Origin of the sequence: Schaedlerella arabinosiphila (genome assembly GCF_003885045.1) — a bacterium.
Taxonomy (GTDB): Bacteria; Bacillota; Clostridia; order Lachnospirales; family Lachnospiraceae; genus Schaedlerella; species Schaedlerella arabinosiphila.
In genome coordinates, this window is sequence record NZ_RHJS01000001.1 from 34,937 (window position 1) to 58,226 (window position 23,290).

A 23,290-nucleotide genomic window follows, 5' to 3' on the forward strand; every position below is an offset into this window, starting at 1 on the left:
TATCAGCCATGAGTATCTATGGGAAATGGATTTTCTGCGCACAACAAAAACATCCGTTATCAATCGATTCTGTGATAATACGTTACTGCGAACACAGTAACCGATAATACTTGAAAAGAAGAAAGAAATAGTATATAATATCATCACAATATCGAATATCGGATATCTGGTAGATCAGATCAAATCGCATTCGATCCGGTCTACGTTTTTTCAGTTTCTATCTCGGAAGCGAATATCTCGGATGTACCGACGATATTGTACATGGTAGCCAGACCGCCAAGACCGGCTACTATCGCTTATTATAATGTGGATAACTTTTCTAAAACCGCCAAATTTTATGAAAGTTATCTACATTTTTTAATATACTATATTTTTCCTGATTTGTAAAATCAGAAAGTCGCACCCAAAAAAGCGGACTAAATTGGAAAATAGTTGTATTTCAGCTTGTGTTTTAACGATTTTTACCAGTAACATTTCTTTCGGAAAGAAATGAAAAAGTTGCTGAAAGCCTGTATTTTAAAGGAAAAAGGCAATATCAGGCAATATCCACGGCACGGTGAAATTTTTGGAAAAAAGTTTTTTGAAAAAAAGGGCGGCAATCAGCGGACTAAATGAGGAAAAAAAACTTTTTATGAAAAAGGCTCCTTTTTTCGCGGACTAAATAGAGCAGATTAAGGACATTTTTAATCCTAACAGCAGGAAAAAGAGGATTTTTGGCTTCAAAAAAATTTGCGGGAAGAAAAAAATACACCCAAAATGGCGGACTAAATAGAAAGAATAAAAAAATAGGCTCTTAAAAGCGGACTAAATAAAAAAAGCAAAAAAAATGAGCCCGAAATAGCGGACCAAAAACAAATGCAGAAAAAAAAGGCACCTATAAAACGGACTAAATTAAAAAAATAGAAAAAATAGACCCTGAAAAGCGGACTAAATCAATCGTATCAATGACGGGATGCAGCAAAGGCAGTGAGGAGATTGCGACAAAATGCATTTAAGCGGGTTTTGGCTGTGGAAGATGCCGACAAAATAGAGAGAAACGGTAACAGGGATAAAAGATTGCGACAAAATGGCTGAGATTGGTATTCGGCAAAAATGCTGCCAGGATGAAAAAATGGCAGGGACAGTTTAATCAGTCCCTGCCTTGTGTGTCACATCAACATATTTTGCATCAATGATGTTGGATTTGTCCTCAATCCCTTTCGTATTGAACTCGTATGCAATCAGCTCCTTGGAATCCAATGGCAGAAATTCGATCGTGATCGCCGAATTTTTATTCACAAACCCGAAATCCTTTACTACGATATGTTCATTCTTCAGAGTCGTAAGGTGGTTCGTCAGTTCCTTGACCAGCGCGGCATTGCCCATCCGCTGCAGCTTCATATGGGAACGGAAGTATTTCAGAGTCAGCGTGGTGGAAAAAGAGTTTTTGGAATACTCGCTGAGCCGTTCCTGCTGCAGGATCATCATGATCCCTTTCGTCTGAGGGGAATTGATGCTGGTATAGGAATCCGTCAGGATACTGATATACTTTTTCTGCACATAGGTACGCACAAGCTGGTCGGAGGGGGTATACTGGAAATAATTTTCCTGGAAATTGATATACAGGTAATTCAGCAGCCCCAGGGTCGTAGTCTCGATCAGCTCGCCGGTCTCTTTACTTCTTACACTGATCGTATAATCATAATTCTTTAATTTGGTCAGGCGCTTGCCCAGGTCGTCATAATGCTTATGCTTTGGTACGCTGATATGGTAGACCTTCCGGGTGAAATCTCTTAAATCTACGTAAATCTGCTGTCCGGCAAGGCTTTCCCCGTTGATCATGTTGAAAAGCTCGGTTACGATCTCACGGTCCATCATGTCCAGTTCCCGCTGCTTTAGATCAATCTGGAACTGCTTTAAGATCTTTGGGACAGACTTTTTGGTCGTCACAGCGGGCAGTTCTACATCCGGATTATACTTTACAGTGATCTCCCCCTCAATGTCCTCATTTTCATATTCATAACAGTTCAAAAATGTAAGTTCATTTTCTACCAGGTTCGCTTCCAGTTCCAGAGCCGTCTTGCGGTAGGAGAAAATGGGATGGTCGGCAAGATCCGTAGGGTATCTGACATTAAAGCCTTCTATGGAACTGCCGAATTCATTCTTTATAATAATGAGGGATTCAAAGGTCATGTCATTGACAAAACCGTTTGCAAGGGTCTTGACCGGTTTCTGCGCAAGAAAACAAAAATCTGTGATCGGCGCGGAAGTATCCGAACGCCAGGCGTCGATTTCTTCATATTTTTCCTGCATGATATCCTCAATCGTAAGATCTGACGTCTGGGACCGGTCCATGGCACGGATCAGCCGGGTGGATTCGGCATAATTTCTCAGAAGCTGTGGATTTTTTGGCCGCATATTGTCCGGGGCGGTAACCTCTTCCTTTATGCTGTTGAACCAGTTCCGTTTATACACCCGCCGGTTCTCCCGGTAAGTCCGGATGGCCTGGTCGATATTTTCTTTGGATAAAGCGATATAAGTACAGACCGCGATGATATTTTCCAGAGTGACTGCAGGATCATCCAGAGAATGATCATTTTTTGACACGATGGAACGGGTACTCTTGATGTAGTTCTCGTAGATGTACTTTTCTGCGGCCCGGTCCTTGATATATTTTTCATAGGTCGTGACAAGATTGGACTGGACATTAGGGCAGATGAATACTGCCATTTTCTCATATTTTTCAAACTGGTTATTGTCTATAATATCCGCCATGCCTGTTCACCTCCGGTAAAAATCTTCTGTAAATCGTCTTTGAATTAAAGTATACAAAAAAATGCGTATAAAAACAATAAAAAAATTTCATCTGTTTGCACATCAAAAAAGTCCTTTTATACCTTTTTCCTTGATTTTTTCTTATTTCATAATATAATGAGAGCAGAAATGGTGCAGTAACTGCACGGTTCAGCATATGACCTTACGCAGGTCAGGAGCCCTTGCATTTTATATTCAAGGGCATCTCATTATGACGACATATTTTTTAGCTTTACATCATACTATAATCGGAGAAATAAAATGGATAACAGCTCTACAGAAAAGTTAATTGCCAGACGGCAGAAAATAATAATAAAGTGGGAGAGACTTGCCTGTATTCTCTGCTTCTTTTTCTTAATACAGGGAACGACAATGCAGCTGCTCTATATGACAGTTGGAAAAGCATACCATATGGTATATATGGCCGAATGGATGGAGTACGCCGTAAACGGTATCTGTCTGCTCCTTCTTTGGGGAGGATTGTTTTCGCTGCTATATAATAGGAAGTCCGACCCAAAAATAAGACGTGGGATACTGCTTTTCTCGATCTGCCTGGCGGGGCTTTTTCTGGGAAATATCGTCCTCTGTATCCGCTGCATGGGTCCGGTTCGTGATATTATCAGTATTTCACCAAACCTCCGTACGGCTATGGTACTAAAGCAGGATCGGGAGACAGGAAAAGTGGTTGCCTATCGTCCGGGCATTCTCTGGTTTGTTCAGGAATCCGAGACATTTCCCTATACGGCAGATAAGAAAATAAAAATCCAATGGCTGGAAAAAGACGTGTGCGCAGTTACATATACCTCGCCGGAGGATGGAAATATCCACCAATATGTTATGACATATGGTGCCCGGGACAAGGGGGATATCAGTCCTCCGATGTACTCCAGGCTGGACGGTGTCTGGGGACCGAAGGATCAAAATACTGACGGATGGTATTTGCGTACCGATGAAGACGGGGTGCATTTAAAGAAGGACCGCCGGAACCTGATTTATAGGTATGATGACTGTGTACAGCTTGGCAGCCTGGTCATGATGCTGTACGAAAACGGGACGCCGCAGTGGACTGTTGTATTAAAAAAAGATTGTATCATAGATAAAGACACAAATTTGGTCACAAAGGGAACCATTTCTTTATGCCAGGTTTCGATGGAGGAAACCATGCCCCAGAATCTCGCTGCGCCGGCTTTCGTATTCGAGGGTATTTCTACCATGTGGGAAAGAATGGATGAGAACGGGATACAGCTGAAAGAACAGATGCAGAAGATCATACAGGAGGATCCAAAGCTTGATGTGTTTGTGCCTGGCAGCATAAATACACCCTTAACGGATGGAACAGGATGTAAGATCGTCACAGACTCTACAGATATCTTTCAGATCGGCTTGCTTGCAAATCAGGCTGACCCCATGCAGAGGCAGTTCACGGGATATTCTGAGGTACAGATCACCTCTATGGAGCTATTGGCCGGTGATATAAATGATTTCTGTCTAGAGATATCTTATATTTATCCGGAATCTGAACGGCTGTCAAATAATAATACTGATGAAACATCAGACAAAGGAGATCAGGAAGCTTCGAAGAATTATAAGAATCTGAGAACCTTTGAATACCGGATCATGAAAGGGGACGGCGTATATCTGGCAGCCGCCGCAGATCATCTGACGGACGGAACGATGGGGCTGGAATATCCTGATACGAAGCAGCGTATTGAAGTGACAAATGGTGAAGAATAATTTACTTTTCTACAAAGAAAACTTTACTTTTTCGTTTTTGGGGGTATAATAAGTAAAGGAGGAAGGTAAATACTATGATTTCATATTCTGGTCTGCTGCAAAAACTGAATGAAAAAGGTCTGACGAAAACTGCACTGGCTAAGGAGCTTGGCATTTCCTCCCGCACCATGGCAAAAATTGGACGGAGAGAGAAAATCGCCGATTATGTTCTTGAAAAAATGGCTGTTTTTTTCAGTTGTTCTGCAGATGAACTATGGCAGACCATTTCGGATAACCGTTTGCTTCAAACGCTCAGAGATGAGAAAAACATCCGTATGCCCGGAGGTCTGTACCATGAACTTCAAGTACGGATGACCTATAACTCCAACCACATAGAGGGCAGCAAACTCAGTGAAGATCAGACTAGGCTGATTTTTGAGACAAACACAATAAATATCGGAGAAGGTATTCCTGTTGATGACATTATCGAAACTGTCAATCATTTTCGGGCCATTGACTTTTGTATTGATATGGCGGAAGAATCGCTTACCGAGGATATAATCAAAGAACTGCACCGCATTTTGAAGCAAAGTACAAAGGATTCCACGCTCGCATGGTTTGCCGTTGGGGATTACAAGAAAAGAGCCAATATGGTCGGCGGCCGTGAAACTGCAAAGCCGAAAGAGGTTGCTCCACGCATGAAAGTTCTGCTATCCGAATATGAAGCCAAAACTGCTGTCACGATTAACGACATCATTTGCTTTCATTACGTATTTGAACGCATCCATCCATTCCAGGATGGCAACGGCAGAGTCGGCAGACTGATCGCTTTAAAAGAGTGCCTTCGTTTCGGGCTTATTCCGTTTATCATTGAGGATGCAAAAAAAATGTATTATTATCGGGGGCTCTCTGAATGGGAAAGGGAGAAAGGCTATCTGACAGACACTTGTCTGGACGGACAAGATACTTTTAGAAAACTGATGTCTATGTTTGATATTTAGTCATGAAACTCTCTTTGGAGAATTCCTTAATGTTAAGATTTTCTCTCTATCCGGTTTAACCTGTCCCTGGCAAAAGAAACAAAATATGACCTCATGAAAAAATTGCGGTTTTCCTGAAAGAATGCTAAACTAAATACAACTTGATTTGTTTTATGTTTCCGGATCATTGGATCTGAAATAGTAAGGAAATTCCTGGTAACAGGTTTCGAGCGATAAGAAAGCACCCAACGGGTGCTTTTTTTGTTCTATAGGGTGCGCCCAGCTAAGGGCTTGGAATTCGGTGGGTGAAAGTCCTACGGTGTAAGGTACAAGCTATACCGCACCAAGCGAGTCTTGGGTGGACAGCAGAGATGCTGTCTGCTAAGCGTAGACAGCGAGATTGCAGGGCATAACTGCACATAGCTTCGATATGAAAATGAAAGTGGGAAGGCAGAGGTGCTCCTATACACTGAAAGCAACATAACTGTAGTCACTAAGAGCGAGAATACAGTTGCTTCCCCGGAGTTTTGAGGTTGGTCATGCAATCAAGGATTTCAAGTCAACTGGAGGAGGTCTGTCTGGTTCCAGATGAGTTGCGTACATCAGGTATGCGGAACAACTGTCGAAGGGAGAACCGCAAATGGCCAGCAGAAGTCGGATGGCCGAATAGTACACGGTAAAACATACAGTGGAAGTCGAGAAATGCCTGTCCTCGCAGGCTAGCCATGCAAAGTCATATCAAAGAGGAAACATAGACTGTACGCAGAGACAGGAGGAGCTATGGAAACGAAATTGGCGAGAATATCACAACTATCAGGCGAACATCCAGACATGGTATTTACGTCCATAGGGCATTTGATAAATAAGGAATTATTAAAAGAGTGCCACAAGGAAATGGACGGAAAGAAAGCAGTAGGAACCGATGGGATAACCAAAGAGGAATACGGGGCAAGGCTGGAGGAAAATCTGGAAGAATTAGAGGAAAAGCTTAAGAAGAAAGCATACAAGCCCAAGCCAGCAAAAAGAGTGGAGATACCGAAAGAAAACGGAAAGACACGGCCGCTCAGTATCTATTGCTATGAAGACAAACTGGTGCAGGAAGCATTGAGACGAGTACTGGAAGCAGTGTTCGAACCGCATTTCTATGATGAAATGATGGGATTCCGACCAGGGAGAAGCTGTCATAAGGCATTAAGAAAGCTGAACGGAATGCTGGAAAAAGAAAAGACAAACTGGGTATTGGATGCGGATGTAAAAGGATTTTTCGACCACTTGGACCATGAATGGATAATAAAGTTCATAGAATCAAGAATTAAAGACCCAAATATCATCAGGCTGGTACGCCGGATGTTAAAAGCCGGAATTATGGAAGATTACAGATATGAAGAGACAGAGGAAGGAGCCGGCCAGGGTTCGGTCTGCTCACCAGTAATCGCAAACATATATATGCACTATGTACTGGTGTGGTGGTTCAAGGAGAAAATGCAGCCGATCATGAAAGGGTACGCAGGGCTGGTGGTATATGCGGATGATTTTGTAGTCTGCTTTCAATACAAAACAGACGCAGAGATGTTCTATGAATATTTAAAGCGCAGAATGATGCACTTTGGACTGGAAATGGAGGAGAAAAAGACGAGGCTGATAGAATTCGGCCGATTTGCAGAAAGGAACCGGAAAGAACGTGGAGACGGGAAACCGGAGACCTTTACATTCCTCGGATTCACGCATTACTGTTCGCATGGAAGAACGGGAAAGTTCAGAGTGAAGAGGAAGACCAGTAAGAAAAAGCTAGCAAAGAAAAGCAAGGAAATAAATGCTACGATAAGAGATATGAGATTCCTACGCATAAACCAGATAGTAAAGAAGCTGAATGAAATCTTAACTGGTTACTATCATTACTACGGAATTACTGACAATTCAAGAAGCCTGAACTCATTTTATAATGTAGTATGGTTCAGGTTATTCTACTGGCTGAATAGAAGAAGCCAGAGAAGAAGCTATACAAAGGAAGGATATAAGGAATTGATGAGACAATTCCCACTCGTCCGACCACGTATCTATGTCAGTATATACGGATAGTTGTAGATGTATTAGCTTTGCAGGGAGCCGGATGCGGGAAAGCTGCACGTCCGGTTCTGAGAGGGGTAAGCCCCGCAAGGGACTTACCTACTTACCAATGCTGATGATAAATTATATTGTGATCTACTGCCAAAAATATACTGTGTCGGCTATTTCAGAGGAGATTGCGGCGGACATCCGGCAGAAGGTTCACGATAAACTGACAACGGTTCAGACAGAATTTTTCAGTCATATGGAATTGAGCGACATTCTGTTAAAAATGGATAAAGACGCAGAAGCAATAAAGCGATGCGGTATCACCAGTATCATAACATTGGTTTCCAATATCGCTGTTTTAATTGTAGTTCCGCCCTATATGATATCCATACATAAGGGGATCGCGGTTACCAATATCTTGCTGCTCATATCGGTTCCTTTTGTGAGTAAATGGCTGGGGACGTATATCCAGCAGACGAGTGAAGAGGTTCTGCAGGGATATAATGATATGACAAATGCATTGACAAACAGCTACAACAACTGGTTTATCATCCGGATCTTTCAGTGCGGCAGATATGCGCATGATAAATACAGCCAGAGAAACCAGCACTACAGGAAAAGGGTAAACAGGCAGAATCTCTTGTACATAGCAAACACTGTGCTGGTCCTGGTGATACAATTTATCGGCGCGGCAGTGATCTGGATAGCTGGAGCAGGGGAGATTTTTGCGGGGAATATGACTGTTGGAACCATATTGGCATTGATGAATTATCAGAATATCATTATGAACCCTATCCTTGGGATTGCCGATTTTGCAAATGAGTACCATACCGCCATGGCATCACTGAAGGATATCCATATGCTGCTTTCCTGCCAGGATATAAAAAGAAAAGGAAAGACCGGAATCCGGAAGGTCCGGGAGCTTACGTTGGACAATGTTGGATTTTGTTATCCGGGATCGGAGTATATGGTTTTTAAAAATCTGAATCTTACATTTCAGACTGGAAAGATTTATGCGGTTCTTGGGAAGAGCGGGCAGGGTAAAAGCACTTTATTCAAGCTGCTGACAGGGATCAATAAACCGACAGAAGGGGAAATTTTTATCGGCGGAGAGAAAATGTCAGAAACCGATCTGTATAGTTATTGGAAACGGGTTGGATTCGTGATGCAAAGATCCACATTTTTTAAAGATTCTGTGAAGAAAAATCTGACTTTACATACCCTATTGGACGAAGTTCGCCCGCCCCGTAGGGGCATGCATTATGGGATGCCCTTTGGGCGCAAGGATCAGGCAGTGAGTCAAATGGATGAGCTTTCCAGATGCTTGGATTTATATGAGGAAATCCACAGCCTTCCGAATGTATGGGATACGGAAATAAAATCTGATCCGTGCAACTTTTCGGAAGGCCAGATGCGGCGTCTGGATATTATGAGAAATGTATTAAAAGGCCCGGATGTACTTATTTTTGATGAGGCAACGGCGAATATTGACAGAAAACGCAGAAGAGATTTTTATGCGCTGCTCCGTTCCTTGTCTGAGCATAAGATCATCATTTATTCAACACATAATGAAGAAGAACTGGCCAAAGCAGATGAAGTAATCAATATGGCTGAATTGTGTCAATAAGTTAGAGCAGAATGACTTGTGCGGGACAGGCAGTTCAGGAGTTCAGCTTCTAGTCGGATTGAGCAATAGGGAGGTGAATATGATTAGAATAGGAGTACTGGATACGGACGGAGCATTTACTGACAGCTATTTTGCAGGAAAAAAATGGAACAGGCATGGGCAAAGGATTGAGGAAGGGAATAGGAAAAAAGCCGGATTTTCACATGCGGAGTACGTCTGCTCCCATATATACAAAGAAAATCCAGATGCAGAGATCCTTTTACTTCCAATCCTCGGGCCGAATATGAAGTGTACGGTCATGGAATTGATCCGGGGGATTGAAATGCTGATAGATCTAAAGGTAGACATCATTCATATCAGCGCCGGCAACGAACATACTTATCATCAGGAACTGGAACATGTCTGCAGAAAAGCATATGATGAAGGAATCCTTATGATTGCGGCCCATTCGAACCGTGATGTGAAAGCGACCTATCCTGCGTCATTCCCGTTCGTGCTGGGCGTCAGATCTGTTGATGAAAAAGAACCGGGAAGAATAATCCAGATTGATATGAAAAAAAGAGACATCATTTTTTCATCCGGTTATTTTTCCATTTATCATCTGGGAATCCCGAAGCTGCACCATGGGAACAGCTTTGCTTGCGCGATGGTGACAGGGCTTCTCAGCCGTGGTGAAGCAGGGGATTACGGACTGGTAAATGCGTTTCAGAAAAGCTCGCTTAATCGATACTACCCATATCAGGAGTTAAAAACAAAGAAGTGTTATTTTCTGTCAAACCGCCCGGAGGAATTTTTACAGCAGAAGTTTGCGGCACAGATTACAAATGCGGCTGTCTATGAGAAGTTCCGGCCGGAAATCCTGGAAAAGTGGAATGGTGGGAATGAGATAGAAGGATATGATACGGTTTTCATAGATCATGACTGCTATTCAGATATTTTTCCATATAAGAATATGCTCCTCAATTGTATGAAAAATAATCTGCGGAAAGAATGGGTATTCAGATATCCTTTGTTTAATCTATCTGAGAGAATGAGCTTTTTTAGAAATCATAGAATGGTAATCTCTCAATTTTTTCTTTAAGAAACCCTATTTTTGCTCTTTCTGTCAAAAAGCAAACCAAGCAGAATAAAAAGATTATTGAGGAGGAAAACAACATGGCAAAAAACAAACTGCCGGAATTTACAAAGATTTTTCATAAAGACAAGGCTGTCCTGGTTGATCCGAAGAACAGGGTATGCCTGAAGGTGAGCAGAAGGATTGCTCAGCATTTGGACAAGCCGGAGGTTCAGGAAAAATTATATCCAATCTGGAGAGAACAGTTGGAGCTTCATAAAATAATCGAAGCGCAGCGTGAAAAAATCAATACGGCATACCTGATGGTGACAAGACAATGCAATATGGATTGTAAATTTTGTGCAATGAATGCAAACCAGGGTATGGGCCTTGGGCAGGAGCTTAAAATTTCTGATATAAAAGAAAAGGTTGTGCCCTTTTTTCGCGAAGTGCATCCCCATAAACTGATTGTTTCCGGCGGTGAGCCATTGCTCAAAGGGAATATATCAGAGATCATTAAAACACTGCATAGAGGATTGTCCTGTCCGATTACGCTGCAAAGCAACGGGCTTTTGATTGACAAAGATATCATAGAGGGGCTTAGGGGAAACATTGCGGAAATAGATCTCAGTACCAGGCACATGCTTGAAAATCCGGCCGGGGAATCAGCACTGCGGGATCATATCACGCTATGCCAGAAGGCAGGAATGCAAGTGGTTTTGAGTTTTATTTATGAAAAAACAAACAGAAGAGAGCTGTACCGGGTGATTGACATTGCGGCGGAGTATGATACGGGGCTCCTCATTAATTCGGTTGCCCCGGTCGGGAGGGCAAAAGAAAATTCAGCGATATTATCGGAATTGGACAAAATGGAAATGAACCTGGATATTGCAAAGTATACGTATGACAGGGGGTATCAGGAAAAAGCAATATCGAATTTAGAGGGCCGGCCTGTACGGGTCAGGGATTCCTGCGGCGCATATGGAAAGATACTGGCAGTTTTTCCGGAAGGAAATATATATATGTGCCAGTGTCTGGAGAAGGAAACGTACTGTTTGGGCAATCTGTTGGAAGCCGCGCCGGATCACATCCGTAAGAAGCTTTCAGCAAAACTCCATGAGAAGGAAATCAGAGAGAGCTTTTGCGTAGAAGAAAAAGTGCCGTGTAATGAATGTGAATATCGATACTTATGCGGCGGAAGGTGTCTTTTGTCAGACGGGGCAGAAGCCCCGGAATGCTTTTTTACTAAAAAAATGATAGATTATCAGCTGTTTTATATGGGGCAGCCTGGAGATAAGAGAGAAACTTTAAAAAGATACATTCGTTATTTCGAAGGAATAAAAAAAGAATATTTAATCAAAAGAGGGCTGGCATAATCACCAGCCATAGCCCTCTGTATATAATTTGATTCTTCTCAATAATTTTCTGCACATCCGATCTTTCAGCAAATCGATTCTCCCTTCTGCTACAAGATTATAGTGAATGCCTGTTTTCCATGATGCTGTTGCTGGTAGATCAGTTGCTTATTTTTTTTAACCAGTTATTTTTAAAAACGAAGTCCGGTCAAACATACTACCACGAACTGTAGTAAAAACACAAAAAATACCACGAATCATGGTATTTAAAACTTAAATACAGTGTAAAATAACACTACTAGGAGGTGGATTGTTTGAATCGAGTCTCGGAACTTAGGAAAAAAGCTAAATTGACTCAGAGAAAATTTGGTGAAATAATGCAGGTAAGTCAACAGACGATTAGTAAGTATGAGAGCAAAGATGCCAATATACCACAAGATATTCTTAAAAAGATGGCAAAGTTTTTCAATGTATCAATTGAGTATATTCTGGAGGAAGATCAGCAGGAAAAATCCCCGATCCATAACCAAAGAGAAGAAATGTTAAAGATTTACAGAGGCTTGAATCAGTATAACAAAGACACCTGGATGCTTTTAGGAAAACGCTTATTGGAAGGGCAAAAAGAAGATTAGGATATATAGAGGATGAAGGTCGGCTGCCGTATCAACTATGATGTGGCAGCCGATTTTTGTCTCAGTTTTATAGTATAAAACTGATCTATAAAACGAAGAGAAAATTAGGAAGAAAAAAGGACGAGTTATGCATAAACGGTTGGTAAATACTGCTATATGGTCTATAAATTAAGAGTACAATATAGAATCTATGTTTCTAAAATATAAAAGAAACAGATACCGTATTTTGTCAGTAGATCCGGCAAAATACGGAAATATCAGGGAAAACAAGAGCAAGGTATGTCAATGATCATACCTTTTTTTTCTGCACTGGCAGGCAGATATTTGTCGAATTTTTCGGATTTTGCACAAAGATGTCGTATTTTGAAAATGCAGCATGCAGAACTGTTCTTTTCTTCCCTTTTTGAAAGTTCGCGTAGCTTGCAGTTTTCTTGATTTTCGTATATGATGCATGACAAGGATAAACACATGTGATTTATGCAAATTTCATAGAATGAGGAGGCTTACACTTGAAGTTACTGTGTATAGCCGAGCGACTTGCTGCTCCTGTAAGGGATTTGAATGGGATGCTGCTGGCAGTCGCTGCCGAATCGGAGTGGGAATTTATGAAGATCAGCCCGGGAGATGCGGGAGTATTCAATTCACTGATTTTGAAAGTGAAAGATATCGGAGCTTCCGGATACGAACTGATGCTGACGTTAGGGGTCATCGGTCTGGTATTTTCCATCATTTTTACGGCAGTGTCATTGCTGCTTACGAGCAATGCCCAGAAGAAAGAGGAGCAGAAGAGCCATGCATTAGTCATATGTATAGCGGGGATTGTTATTTTTTCAGTATTTAGCATCATTGGTTTTTTCAAGTCAATCGGCACAGGATTATAGACAAAAAGCAGGACTTTCGGTCCTGCTTTTTGTTTTTGGGACAGAGTTTTGGAGATAAAAAAGATTGGAGGCGGTGTAATGTCCAGATTAGGAGTATTTCCGATCCCAGGAGAGTTTAAGAGTGAAGATAAATGGTTCCGGTATTTTGACAGGAAACAGGCATTGGTACTTGTGATCTGCGGAATCATGGACTACAGAGCGGTTATGACAGCAGCGGCAAAAGGGATGCTGGTGCCGGCGCTCATCCTGATGCTGTTTCTCACACTGGCAGCAATGGGGATCGTGATGATCCGGCTTCCGGTGGACGCCCTGTTTTTGTCCGGCGGCGGCCTGACCATAGATACACTGATATTTCGGGTCTTATATCGGAAGCTGCACCGGGAGATTTATACCAAAAATTACGGAATGAAGAGCGGGGAAGAACTATGAAAAAGAAGAAAAGATATGCTGCGGCATGGCTGTTTCTGTGGATATGTATCCTGTCAGGCTGTGCTAAGGACGGAGGCGAAGAGATATTCCAGGGCGAACCAAAGGATTTGAATCCATGGACCTATGTGGAGGATACGTCAATCTCCATGAACAGCACTCTTACAAACCTTGCCGCATCTTCGGCGGAACTGGGAATCACGGTGGGCATTATGGGGATTACGTTTTCGATATTCTTTATGGTTCTGCGCATCTGTTTTACAAAAAATGCGGCGGTGCGGGAGGAAGTAAAACGGGAGGCCGTCATGAAGGGGATGATTGCGGTGATGTTATTTAGTATTCCATTCTGGCTGGGGATCTTTAAATATTTTTCTGAATTATTGGTGTAGAGAGGAAAAAAGATTATGCAGATGATAACTGATTTGGTAAGGAATGTACAGATCATCGCGGCTGCGGTTATCCTGATCCTGCTGTTCTTTGCAGGGCTTGGGATCTACATGTTCAAGCTGCGGAAAAGACCGGCTGCAGAGAAGGATTGCGATTATAGTTCCTTCAATCGAAAGGACGTGACAGCATATATCAGGATTGATGATGTTACAGAAGACATGCTGGTATCTGATGGAGGAAAGCGGTTTATTGCGGCGATTAAATGCCAGGGATTTTCATTCGCAGATGCGGAGGTGGAAGAAAAGCTTCAGACAATAAGGGGATATATCACATTTTTCAATGTGCTGGATAACGATCCAATCCAGTTCCGTCAGTCGGCCCGGGATGTAAATCTGGATGACCTGATACAGGATTACCAGGAACAGATGGCAAAAATGGAGGAGCATCGTTTTTCACTGAATCTGGATTATACAGATGTAAAAGCAGAATCAGAAAATCCGGAGCTCTCTGCGGAAGACTATTCTATCTACTACGATAGATTAAAACAGATGCAGAGGGAGCTGGTCTCTCTGGGCTATCAGATGGAGCAGCTGAATGCACAGGTACAGTACATGCAGGCAATTTCCGGAGAAAATGCAGAAGCAAAACGGGAGGAAATCTACATATTTGACTGGCAGTACAATGCAGTGGATTTTTCTTCCCAGAAGCTGGAGGACCAGGAAGTATATCAGCGTGCAGATGCCCAGCTCAAAGCAAAGGCAAACGCATATATCACGGCGCTGCGCAACTGCGGTGTCCATGCGAAACGGATGTCGGGGGTGGAGCTTTTGGAAGAAATCCGGAGATACACACATCCGGTATCTGCTTCAAAAGGGACGGTAGAGGACATTGTACAGACAGCCTATGACAGTATCTGTGTCACCAGTGATTCTCTGCGGAGCCTGGAAGAAGAGTTCAACCAAAAGATCGTGGAGGAGATAGGAGAGGAATTCCAAAAAGGTTCGAAGCTTCATGGAAGGAGGCGAAAGCATGCTTGACTGGATGATGCGGCATATAGAAATTGCGTTTGCAGGAATCCTGATCTTACTGATCGCTGCCCTGATCATGACTGTCCTGGGATTCCGGACGATAAACGGAAGGAAAAGCGGGCTGGAAAGGGAGATTCAGGAAGAAAGGGAAAGAAAACGGGAAAAAATCTGTGAGGCGAGGAAGGTGGCGGCGCCGGACGGGATGAATCCGAACCCTCTTTCGTATACTGTGATTCATGATGCAGGCCACGATATTTATGTACGCAGCTTTACGGTGGACAGCCTTCCGAAGAGGACCGTATTTGCGTCCACATTTCCGGCGCTGTTCAATTTTGACCGTGCGGTCAGTTCGGTATTTATTGAGCCAATAGGGGAAGGGCGCGCGTCACATCTGCTGGACGGGCGTATCGTAGAGATTGAGACCAATATCATTACCGCGGAAAAAAACGCGGACCGCAACCAGATCCGGAAGCTGAATGCAAAACTGCGGGATGCGGAGGAATGGGCACAGAGGATTGAGACGGGGGATAACAGCCTGTACCATGTATATTTCCTCTTTACCATTATGGCAGACAGTCTGGAGCAGCTTAACCGCAGGACGGATGCGTTTCGGAATCTGGCAAAGGAGAAGCAGATTATCATATCCTGCTGCTATTCCCTGCAGGCTGAAAGCTATCTTACCGGGATGCCCCTGATGTATCGTTATCAGGCGGCGGCCGGACCGATCCGGGCAGATGGGCTGAAACGCCATACTATGGACAAGCTGAGTGCAGCGAGTATTTTTAACCATACACAGGACAGCTTCTTTCACCCTCACGGGATCATTATCGGCAGGAACATGAGTACCGGGATGCCGGTCGCTTTCGATGTATATGAGAAAAAGCATAATGGCTATAACATGGTATTTGCCGGGATGACCGGAACCGGGAAGTCAGCCTGCATGAAGATCTTAGCATCCCGGTATATCACGAAGAACGGATACCGCTTCGTATGCATTGATTCCCAGTCCAAAGGAAACCGGGGAGAATACGCTATGCTGGCGGACATCATGTGCGGCACGAATTATGAGATCAAGAGTAATGCCGGGAATGTCATCAACCTGTTTGATATTGACAAGGAAGAGGAATGGTCGGAGATCAGCGGGACTTATGACGTACTGCGGCTGCAGGATAAGATTGCCAATGCCAAGTCAGATCTGATGACACTCATACAGGGGAGCAAAGAACCGGCGGAGTTTTCGCTTGTTACGCATGTAGAGAGGCTTGTTACCGATATCATTGCGGAACTCTATGAAGAGCGGCAGATATTTGACAACGTGGTGGAGTCGTTATATGAATCGGGAAAAGGACTGAAAGACGGTGTGCTGACAAGCGGAAAGGTCAAAAAGGAAATGCCGGTGCTTTCGGATTTTTACAGGAAGGCCCTGCTGAAAAACAAAGATAATACGATTGAGGAGCATAAAAAGGCATACCGGATCATCCTGGACAGTCTCAAAGACCGGGTTCGTGAGTTATATTACTGCCCGAAATGCATGAGATTTTTCACAAGGGAGGAGTGGAAAAAGGAAAACGGGATCTGTCCATGCAAAGGAAAAATCATCAAAATCCATGGCTCAAAATCCTATTATGACGGGCAGAGCACCATCAGGATCAATGAAAACGAAAGCTTCACGAATATTGATATTTCCCAGCTTCCGGAGTCGGAGCGGCCGATTGCCAGGCAGATTGCATTGAGTTTTCTAAACGAACAGTTTATCAAGACCAACGCGACGAACCCAAAGAAAACCCAGTGCCTGGGGGTCATTGTAGATGAGGTACACCAGAATTTTGATATGAAATCAGCGGTTGCCAGCCTGGATTATGTGGCAAGGACTTCAAGGAAGCGTCTGGTTTCCCTCTGGACAGCTACACAGGCGCTGAAAGATTATGACTGCTGCAGGGAAACAGAAGCACTATTGAAACAGTCGGCGGCAAAATTTGTATTTAAGCAGTCCTATTCCGACCGTAAGTGGGTACAGGAGGCGCTGAACCTGACAAATGGCCAGACAGATCGGGTTCTGGAGCTCGGCGGAGATCCCGAGGATGATTCCGGCAGCCGCAAAGGGGAGGTCTGCATCGTAGACAATGGAAAGGTCTGTTTCTGCAAGATTGATTATCTGCAGTCAGCGGAGGCTGTATTTGTGGAGACAGATCCGCGGATTATCCAGGACATGTATGCATAGGGAGAGCTTTATGGAACGGAAGAGAAAGGGTAGAAAAATTATAAGCATTGCCGTGCTTTACATCGTAATTATATTTTTGGGAAGCTCGGTGATTTATGCGGCAGAGATATCAGATGATCTGACAAATGAAGTGAAGGAAGAGAACGAAAGCCGCTTTTCCAAAGGCTCGCCCTGGCTGGATCATGCGGATGACTCAATCTATTCGAATACCGTAGATACGATGGAGGAAGAGCAGGAGATCGAACCGGATGATCCGGGCTCGGTAGAAAAATATCTGTCAGAACTTATAAGGAACGCTGCCAGCAGTCTGATCGCACTTTTGGAAGAGAATCTGGGGGCGGGGTTTGACCGTATCATCTATGGGCGTGTCGGGAGCGGAAGGCCAAATTCTGTCAATATATATGGTTTTGAACTGCGCTCCGGAAACCCCTATGGTGTAACCGCTTCCGTATGTTACGGACTGGTACGGAGTCAGGCGTTCGTATTCCTGGGGATCAGTTTTGTATTTCTCCTGGCGAAAAGTGCATGGACGGGGCAGACGGCACAAAGCCGGGAGCAGGTCAAGTCCGGACTTTATACGACGGCTATGAAGTTTTCTATGCTGACGCTTATGCCGTATCTGTTCGATGTGGCGCTGTATGTGCGAGATGTGGCACTGTTCGGAATAAAGGAAATGACCGGCCGGATGATCACAGGGGGTGCTACGCTTTCCCTGTCCGGCGCATTTCTCGTGAATGCGGAGCGGACCGGAAGATTTATAGATTCTTTGATGTATCTTGGGACAGTACTCCTGACGCTCTACTTTGCGTTTGTCTATGTGGCGACAGCGATTGACCTTTTGATCTGCTTTGTAGCATTTCCCGTCATGTGTATGCTGCACACGCCGAAAAAGGATCTGCTGGGCGGCTGGGTGATGGGGGTATTTTCAGATATATTGACCCCGGTGCTGGACGCGGTGCTCTTATTGGTGCCGCTCCTGACAAGCCTGATGCTGTCAGACGTGATCAGGGGAATCGCAATCATACAGATGATGATGTGTATGCTGATCATCCCTTCCAGGAATCGGATCAAGATGCTGTTGGGCGTCCAGAATAATGAACGGGGCGGGCTTCTGGGCGTAATGGCGTTGGCTGCTCTGGGAAGGGCAGCTGCCAGAAAAGTGAAAGGCGCAGTAGGGCGCCTGTCGGAGATCCATTCGGATATGCAGAAGAGCAGGATGCATAAAGGGCTGGCAGATGTGGATGAAGAGGAACGGGAATCTCTGCTGAGCGGATACAGCCAGGACGGGGGGATGCCAGGGAAAGCACTGGGGCAGGAGAGCGCCGCGGTGCCTTCAGGCAGGGAGCAGCCGCCGGAAGAACCGGATTCTTCCTATATAGAACAGGCTGGAAGCCGTTCCTTTGAAGAATGGTATGAAGATGGAGGTCCGGATGAGATTCCGGGACAGGATTTCTCAAAAGATACAGATTTGGAAATGAACAGCGAAGCAGGGGATGATATATACAGGGGCGCAGCAAGGGCAGAGGCTGACGGAGAATCTCTGGAACAGGAACGGCCATATGCGGAGGGCGGTATAGAAGATGAAGTACCGGCACAACCGCCGACAAGGAATGAGATCTTACGCAATCTGGATCATGCCATGGAACAGAAACAGGATATGATTGACGGGCTGCGCGCACAGAAAATGCAGTATCAAAAAGAGGAGAAGCAGAAGGCAAGACAGATGCTGGATTACGAAAGAGGCTCTGATGAATACCGTGAACTGGAGCGTCAGCGGGCAAATGCGGCAATCCATGCTGCCGGAACGGAACAAAAGATTGCGGGGCAGATGCAGGATATGAACCGGCTGAAAAGCCAGTCAAAGGCGATACGGGGCGGTCAGTCAGGTCCGATCCCGGACGAGTTTGATGAAAAGCGGGCGGATATCATCTGTAAACAGGCAAATATTAACAATTTTGAGCAGCCGGAGTTTCGCAGCCACCTCTCCAATGCACAGATGCAGAAATTGTATCGAAAACGGGCCGCTGTCTCATTTGCCAGGAGTACGGCATCTGCCGCAGGCGGGGCGGCCGGAAGCATGGTTGTGGGCGGGGCAGGTATGTTTATGCAGCCGTCAACAGCAGTCATGATGGCCGCCGCAGGGGACTTAGGCGGATCAGCCTTTGGAAGCGGTACGGCAGGAGTCGGTATGGCTGCGGTGCAGGCGGTCAAACCGGTTGCCGGCCGTGGTGCAGAACACGTTTTAAAAACGGGAAAAACCATATATAACGCAGGAGTAAAGGGCCGGATTGCGGAGGCAGCGGCACGCGCTGATCCAGGAATTGCAACTGCCCCTCCTGTCTCTGGACAAGGCTCTTTGGAAATCCCCATGCAGCGAACAGTTCGGAAAGTAAAAACGGAAGAAACAGAAACCATCCTGACCGGAAGAAACAGTGTAAAAAACGGGGCTATAGGACAGGAAGCAATGACTTGGGAACAGATGCAGGCAGATGTCGAGAAGGACAGTGTGCAGGCGTTGAGAAAAGTGATCACATCCTCCGGCGGCTTCCAGTCAAGTGCAGCCATACTGGCATTGGAACGCGCCAATGTGGAGACTGAAAAATATCTGGCCTCGGTGAGGGAAACACAGGGAATCCGCCTTACACAGAAACAGGAGCGCGCAAAGCGGATCGAACTGCAGACAGAATACATGACAGAGGAAGTACTGAAAAGGCTCAGTTATCAGACAGATTATGAGAAAGGTACTGAGAAATTTGAATCCGCACGGAAGCTGATTCGGGAGAAAATACATGCCATTGTGGAAAAACAGAACAAGGATATATTCTAGGAGGGACATATGATAAAAAAGAAGAAAAAAATAAAGTGTTTCCTTCTGGCAGTGATTCTGGCCCTGCAGGCTGTAGGCTGTGACTTTGCAGAGGAGCAGTCATACGGGACGGCCAATGTGTCCCCACTGGTAGAGAAGTGGCGCCCGTATGTGCAGGAGTATACGCAAAAATATGGAATTGGGGAATACGTGGAGCTCCTGCTGGCCATGATCGCACAGGAATCCGGCGGTGACGCCGACCGGTATCCGGATATCCTGCAATGTTCGGAAAGCGCCGGAGCGCCGCCAAACAGTATTACGAATCCGCTGGCGAGCCTGGAGCAGGGAATCCGATATTTTGCGGCCCTTGTGGAGCAGGGAAAGGCCGCGGGGACAGACATTGATACTGCCCTTCAGTCCTACAATTTTGGCGGCGGATACATAAATTACGTACGGGATCATTACGGGGGAAAGCATTCGGAAGAGGCTGCCCGCTCCTTCTCCGGCATGATGGCTGCGAGGATGGGCTGGAGCAGCTACGGCGATGTGAAATATGTAGAACATGTCCGTTCGCATATGCATATGTCAGCACTGGGAGGCACGGTAGAAAATTATGATGCCATGTACACGATGATGAAGGAATATGAGAATGTGCCGTATGTATTTGGCGGTGATTCCAAGTCAGGAATTGATTGTTCGGCTATGTCAAGGAAATTGTACCAGGTGATCGGAATTTCGCTGCCGCGGACAGCACAGGCCCAGTATGATTCGGTAACTCATGTCAGCGAAGCGCAGGCCAGGCCGGGAGATCTGATATTTTTTACCGGGACATATGACGCAGGCTGTTATATCACACATGTAGGGGTATATACGGGAAACGGACAGTTTTTCCATGCGGGAGGGTCTTGCTGCCAGTTCAGCATGCTTTCCGGATATTACAGGGAACATTTCGTATGTTTTGGACGCAGGTAAAAGCCAGGAGGCACGGCTTTTCGTGTATTGAAAAGAAAGGCAGAGAATGATAATGACAAACGGGCAGAAAAAGATTTTTATTTCTATATATATGGCGGTGGTGATCGCGCTGCTTATTTTAACGGGAAGCATATTTTCACGTTTCGATCATGAGCCGCAGGATGGATCAGAACGGGTTTCCGTAGAGGAACGAGAACTTACGGAAGAAAGTGAGACGGAAGCAAAGCTGTCTGCGGAGGAAACACTTCGTGCATTTGCGGAAATTCTGTATACCTATGATACCAGAGAGCGGATGTTCTACGAAGGCGCGGACCGATATATGACAGACAAGGCATATGAGCAGCTTGTTCCGCTGCAGGATGCAGAAGAGGAAAATATTCCAGTAAGGCAGATGGTTTCCCGGTTGAAAGAGATAACCTGCTATTTCCGGCCCACTGCCAAAGGGAAGATCGAAGCAATGGCAGAGGTCTGGTATCAACTGTCAGGTACGGGAGATTATGGGGTCAGACAGATCTTAAAGCTTGTGGTTGTGGAAGATGAGGACGGATGGAAGGTCAGCGAATGTGCCGTATTGGATACGATGGAGCAGTAAAGGAGAAGAGATGCAGGAGCAGAAAAAAATGGAAAAGCTATATATACTGTGCGGCCTGTCCAATGAAGCCGGCAATGCGCTTCGAAGCGCATTGGCTGAAAAGGCCGGGGAACTGGGGTATGAGGCGGTCTGTGTCAGCAGATACCGCAAGGAAGGAATCCGGCAGTATATCAGTGAGCATCCGGAGTTCCGCATCCTGATATTGCAGGAGGCGATGCAGAGCAATTATCCATATGCGGCGGAAGAACTGGCAGAGCTGATGGATGACTACCACTTGAATATCATCATTTCTATCAATAAGTCACATCGGGCAAACCAGTATATGAAAGTACTTTATACGGCAGGAATCCTGAATGCGCTATATGAGGAGGACGCTACTGCGGAAAATATTTTCAAGCGGATTCTGTATCCCCGGACACGCCGGGAATGCCGCACATACTACCAGATCACAACGGCGGCGGATGCCATGTCCGCCCTGGATGTGGTCGATGAGGAACGGGTGCAGGGATATCTTGCTTATATCGAGGAATCAAAGAATGAGGAGGAAATCCGGAAAAAATACCGGTATGCCGCAGAAATTCTGAAAACAATAGAGAACATAGATCTGACCCGGCAGTTCTCAGAGCGGGTGAGGGCCGCATTAGCTTCTGATGCGATATTTCAGGAGATGGTCATGCTCCGGGAGAAAAAGAAACGATGGCGCTTTGGGATAAAAAACTCCTTTACTACAAAAGAAATGAAAATAAAAGAGACGGAAAAGGAAGTGATGCCGCAGATCCCGGCAATGAGGGCAGATGAAGAGCAGGAACCGGGGCAGGCACAGTGTCATGCGGTGGCAGATCTGATCGACGAAGATATATCGGATCTTTTGGGATTTGGCACGGGGGAGAAAGAACTGGGGATTCCCTTTGGGTATGAGTCGGTGAAGAAAGAAGAGCCGGAGTACCAACCAGAGAGAGAAGAGAAAAAAGAATATGACAGGAAAGGCAGTAAAAAAGCAGACATAAAAGCAAAAGCCAGGTGGAGCCTGATGCTTAAGATCCTGCTTTTCTCAGGGGCGATGATTTTTCTGGCAGCAACGATATTATTTGGTTTTTTCTTATATTATGAGCAAAGAGAAAAAGAAACCAGTATTCCAGTCATTTCACACCTTACAGAGGGAGATGCGGGGAAAGGCGTATGGCGGAATTCGGAAACAGGGAACAGGACGGAGGGGGAACCATACGGAAGGAAAGAAAATAGAGATGAGGAAAATAGAACAGAGACCGGAACTAATGCAAAAAAAGCGGAGAAACCGACAGATACGGAAGAAAAGGGACAAAGGATGCAGGAGGCGAAGGAACCGACGGCTGTGGATATACCAGCCGCAGCCGGCCAGCCGGCAGAGGTCCAGGCAGGACAGGCCGCAGTCCAGGCAGCGGCACCTCCGGAACCTTCAGAACCGCAGCAGATTCCCGGGGAAGGAACTGCCGGCAGCGTGACGGTGGAAGAGGGCAGGCCGACTGCGGCAGAGGAGGGGAAGGCGCAAGAACAGCCGGATTCCTATTTTGGCAAGATATTTACCGGGGAGGAAGTAGCCCGGATCGCCAGGCTGGAAGAAGAAAAAGGGAGCAGCCTGTATCTAAAGACCAGGGAAGCAGGGGAGGGGATTTTCTCTGCGGAAGCCATTGCCGGGATGGTAGATGGCTCCTGCAGCTATCTGGCAGAAAGTGGCGCAGAAGGGCAGATTTCTTTTATACAGTTGTGAGAAAAGAGCCCGAAATAAAAG

At 45.3% G+C, this 23,290-nt stretch carries 17 protein-coding genes; 16 read left to right on the forward strand and 1 reads right to left on the reverse strand.

The annotated features are described in order from the left end of the window. Positions 1-1,125: 1,125 nt before the first annotated feature. Positions 1,126-2,754 carry a hypothetical protein gene (locus EBB54_RS00135; RefSeq protein ID WP_125125854.1) on the reverse strand — a complete coding sequence of 543 codons (1,629 nt, stop codon included), beginning with the start codon at positions 2,752-2,754 and terminating at the stop codon, positions 1,126-1,128. 411 nt (positions 2,755-3,165) lie between these two features. Between EBB54_RS00135 and EBB54_RS00140 the strand changes: the two genes are divergently transcribed. The 16 genes from EBB54_RS00140 (at position 3,166) to EBB54_RS00215 (ending at position 23,269) form a co-directional block, all read left to right on the forward strand. After that, entirely contained in the window at positions 3,166-4,527 is a 1,362-nt protein-coding gene (locus tag EBB54_RS00140; RefSeq protein WP_125125855.1) for a hypothetical protein, read from the forward strand. 74 nt (positions 4,528-4,601) lie between these two features. Beyond that, positions 4,602-5,507, forward strand: a complete 906-nt coding sequence (locus tag EBB54_RS00145; protein WP_125125856.1) for a Fic family protein — start codon at positions 4,602-4,604, stop codon at positions 5,505-5,507. Between the two features lie 759 nt (positions 5,508-6,266). After that, positions 6,267-7,565, forward strand: a complete 1,299-nt coding sequence (ltrA, locus tag EBB54_RS00150) for a group II intron reverse transcriptase/maturase (protein ID WP_004070134.1) — start codon at positions 6,267-6,269, stop codon at positions 7,563-7,565. Positions 7,566-7,662: 97 nt separating this feature from the next. Then, positions 7,663-9,168 (forward strand): ABC transporter ATP-binding protein, encoded by a 1,506-nt coding sequence (locus tag EBB54_RS00155; RefSeq protein ID WP_279229953.1) that lies wholly within the window; start codon positions 7,663-7,665, stop codon positions 9,166-9,168. A gap of 79 nt (positions 9,169-9,247) precedes the next feature. After that, positions 9,248-10,249 (forward strand): S8 family serine peptidase, encoded by a 1,002-nt coding sequence (locus EBB54_RS00160; RefSeq protein WP_243127443.1) that lies wholly within the window; start codon positions 9,248-9,250, stop codon positions 10,247-10,249. A 74-nt stretch (positions 10,250-10,323) separates the two neighbouring features. Beyond that, a complete protein-coding gene (locus tag EBB54_RS00165) occupies positions 10,324-11,598 on the forward strand; it encodes a radical SAM/SPASM domain-containing protein (protein ID WP_193554330.1) in 1,275 nt (424 codons plus the stop codon). Positions 11,599-11,891: 293 nt separating this feature from the next. After that, positions 11,892-12,209 (forward strand): helix-turn-helix domain-containing protein, encoded by a 318-nt coding sequence (locus EBB54_RS00170; protein WP_125125859.1) that lies wholly within the window; start codon positions 11,892-11,894, stop codon positions 12,207-12,209. 509 nt (positions 12,210-12,718) lie between these two features. Further along, positions 12,719-13,090 carry a hypothetical protein gene (locus tag EBB54_RS00175; RefSeq protein ID WP_125125860.1) on the forward strand — a complete coding sequence of 124 codons (372 nt, stop codon included), beginning with the start codon at positions 12,719-12,721 and terminating at the stop codon, positions 13,088-13,090. Positions 13,091-13,168: 78 nt separating this feature from the next. After that, positions 13,169-13,519, forward strand: coding sequence for a hypothetical protein (locus tag EBB54_RS00180; RefSeq protein ID WP_125125861.1), 351 nt, complete (start codon positions 13,169-13,171; stop codon positions 13,517-13,519). After that, a complete protein-coding gene (locus EBB54_RS00185) occupies positions 13,516-13,905 on the forward strand; it encodes a hypothetical protein (RefSeq protein WP_125125862.1) in 390 nt (129 codons plus the stop codon). The genes EBB54_RS00180 and EBB54_RS00185 overlap by 4 nt, the downstream gene beginning before the upstream one ends. Before the next feature lie 15 nt (positions 13,906-13,920). Beyond that, entirely contained in the window at positions 13,921-14,940 is a 1,020-nt protein-coding gene (locus tag EBB54_RS00190) for a hypothetical protein (RefSeq protein WP_125125863.1), read from the forward strand. Beyond that, positions 14,933-17,152 carry a VirB4 family type IV secretion system protein gene (locus tag EBB54_RS00195; protein WP_125125864.1) on the forward strand — a complete coding sequence of 740 codons (2,220 nt, stop codon included), beginning with the start codon at positions 14,933-14,935 and terminating at the stop codon, positions 17,150-17,152. The genes EBB54_RS00190 and EBB54_RS00195 overlap by 8 nt, the downstream gene beginning before the upstream one ends. A gap of 10 nt (positions 17,153-17,162) precedes the next feature. Continuing rightward, a complete protein-coding gene (locus EBB54_RS00200; protein WP_125125865.1) occupies positions 17,163-19,979 on the forward strand; it encodes an MFS transporter in 2,817 nt (938 codons plus the stop codon). A gap of 9 nt (positions 19,980-19,988) precedes the next feature. Beyond that, positions 19,989-20,930 carry a bifunctional lytic transglycosylase/C40 family peptidase gene (locus EBB54_RS00205; protein WP_125125866.1) on the forward strand — a complete coding sequence of 314 codons (942 nt, stop codon included), beginning with the start codon at positions 19,989-19,991 and terminating at the stop codon, positions 20,928-20,930. A gap of 46 nt (positions 20,931-20,976) precedes the next feature. Continuing rightward, on the forward strand, positions 20,977-21,522 hold the full coding sequence (locus tag EBB54_RS00210) for a hypothetical protein (protein WP_125125867.1): 546 nt from the start codon (positions 20,977-20,979) through the stop codon (positions 21,520-21,522). 28 nt (positions 21,523-21,550) lie between these two features. Beyond that, a complete protein-coding gene (locus tag EBB54_RS00215) occupies positions 21,551-23,269 on the forward strand; it encodes a hypothetical protein (RefSeq protein WP_125125868.1) in 1,719 nt (572 codons plus the stop codon). The last annotated feature ends 21 nt before the right edge of the window (positions 23,270-23,290 follow it).

Coding starts and splice junctions, on each gene's coding strand:
- EBB54_RS00210 (WP_125125867.1), top strand. CDS start 20,977: ATGATAATGACAAACGGGCAGAAAAAGATTTTTATTTCTATATATATG.
- EBB54_RS00165 (WP_193554330.1), top strand. CDS start 10,324: ATGGCAAAAAACAAACTGCCGGAATTTACAAAGATTTTTCATAAAGAC.
- EBB54_RS00200 (WP_125125865.1), top strand. CDS start 17,163: ATGGAACGGAAGAGAAAGGGTAGAAAAATTATAAGCATTGCCGTGCTT.
- EBB54_RS00215 (WP_125125868.1), top strand. CDS start 21,551: ATGGAAAAGCTATATATACTGTGCGGCCTGTCCAATGAAGCCGGCAAT.
- EBB54_RS00140 (WP_125125855.1), top strand. CDS start 3,166: ATGCAGCTGCTCTATATGACAGTTGGAAAAGCATACCATATGGTATAT.
- EBB54_RS00155 (WP_279229953.1), top strand. CDS start 7,663: ATGCTGATGATAAATTATATTGTGATCTACTGCCAAAAATATACTGTG.
- EBB54_RS00205 (WP_125125866.1), top strand. CDS start 19,989: ATGATAAAAAAGAAGAAAAAAATAAAGTGTTTCCTTCTGGCAGTGATT.
- EBB54_RS00160 (WP_243127443.1), top strand. CDS start 9,248: ATGATTAGAATAGGAGTACTGGATACGGACGGAGCATTTACTGACAGC.
- EBB54_RS00180 (WP_125125861.1), top strand. CDS start 13,169: ATGTCCAGATTAGGAGTATTTCCGATCCCAGGAGAGTTTAAGAGTGAA.
- ltrA (WP_004070134.1), top strand. CDS start 6,267: ATGGAAACGAAATTGGCGAGAATATCACAACTATCAGGCGAACATCCA.
- EBB54_RS00190 (WP_125125863.1), top strand. CDS start 13,921: ATGCAGATGATAACTGATTTGGTAAGGAATGTACAGATCATCGCGGCT.
- EBB54_RS00135 (WP_125125854.1), bottom strand. CDS start 2,754: ATGGCGGATATTATAGACAATAACCAGTTTGAAAAATATGAGAAAATG.
- EBB54_RS00145 (WP_125125856.1), top strand. CDS start 4,602: ATGATTTCATATTCTGGTCTGCTGCAAAAACTGAATGAAAAAGGTCTG.
- EBB54_RS00195 (WP_125125864.1), top strand. CDS start 14,933: ATGCTTGACTGGATGATGCGGCATATAGAAATTGCGTTTGCAGGAATC.
- EBB54_RS00185 (WP_125125862.1), top strand. CDS start 13,516: ATGAAAAAGAAGAAAAGATATGCTGCGGCATGGCTGTTTCTGTGGATA.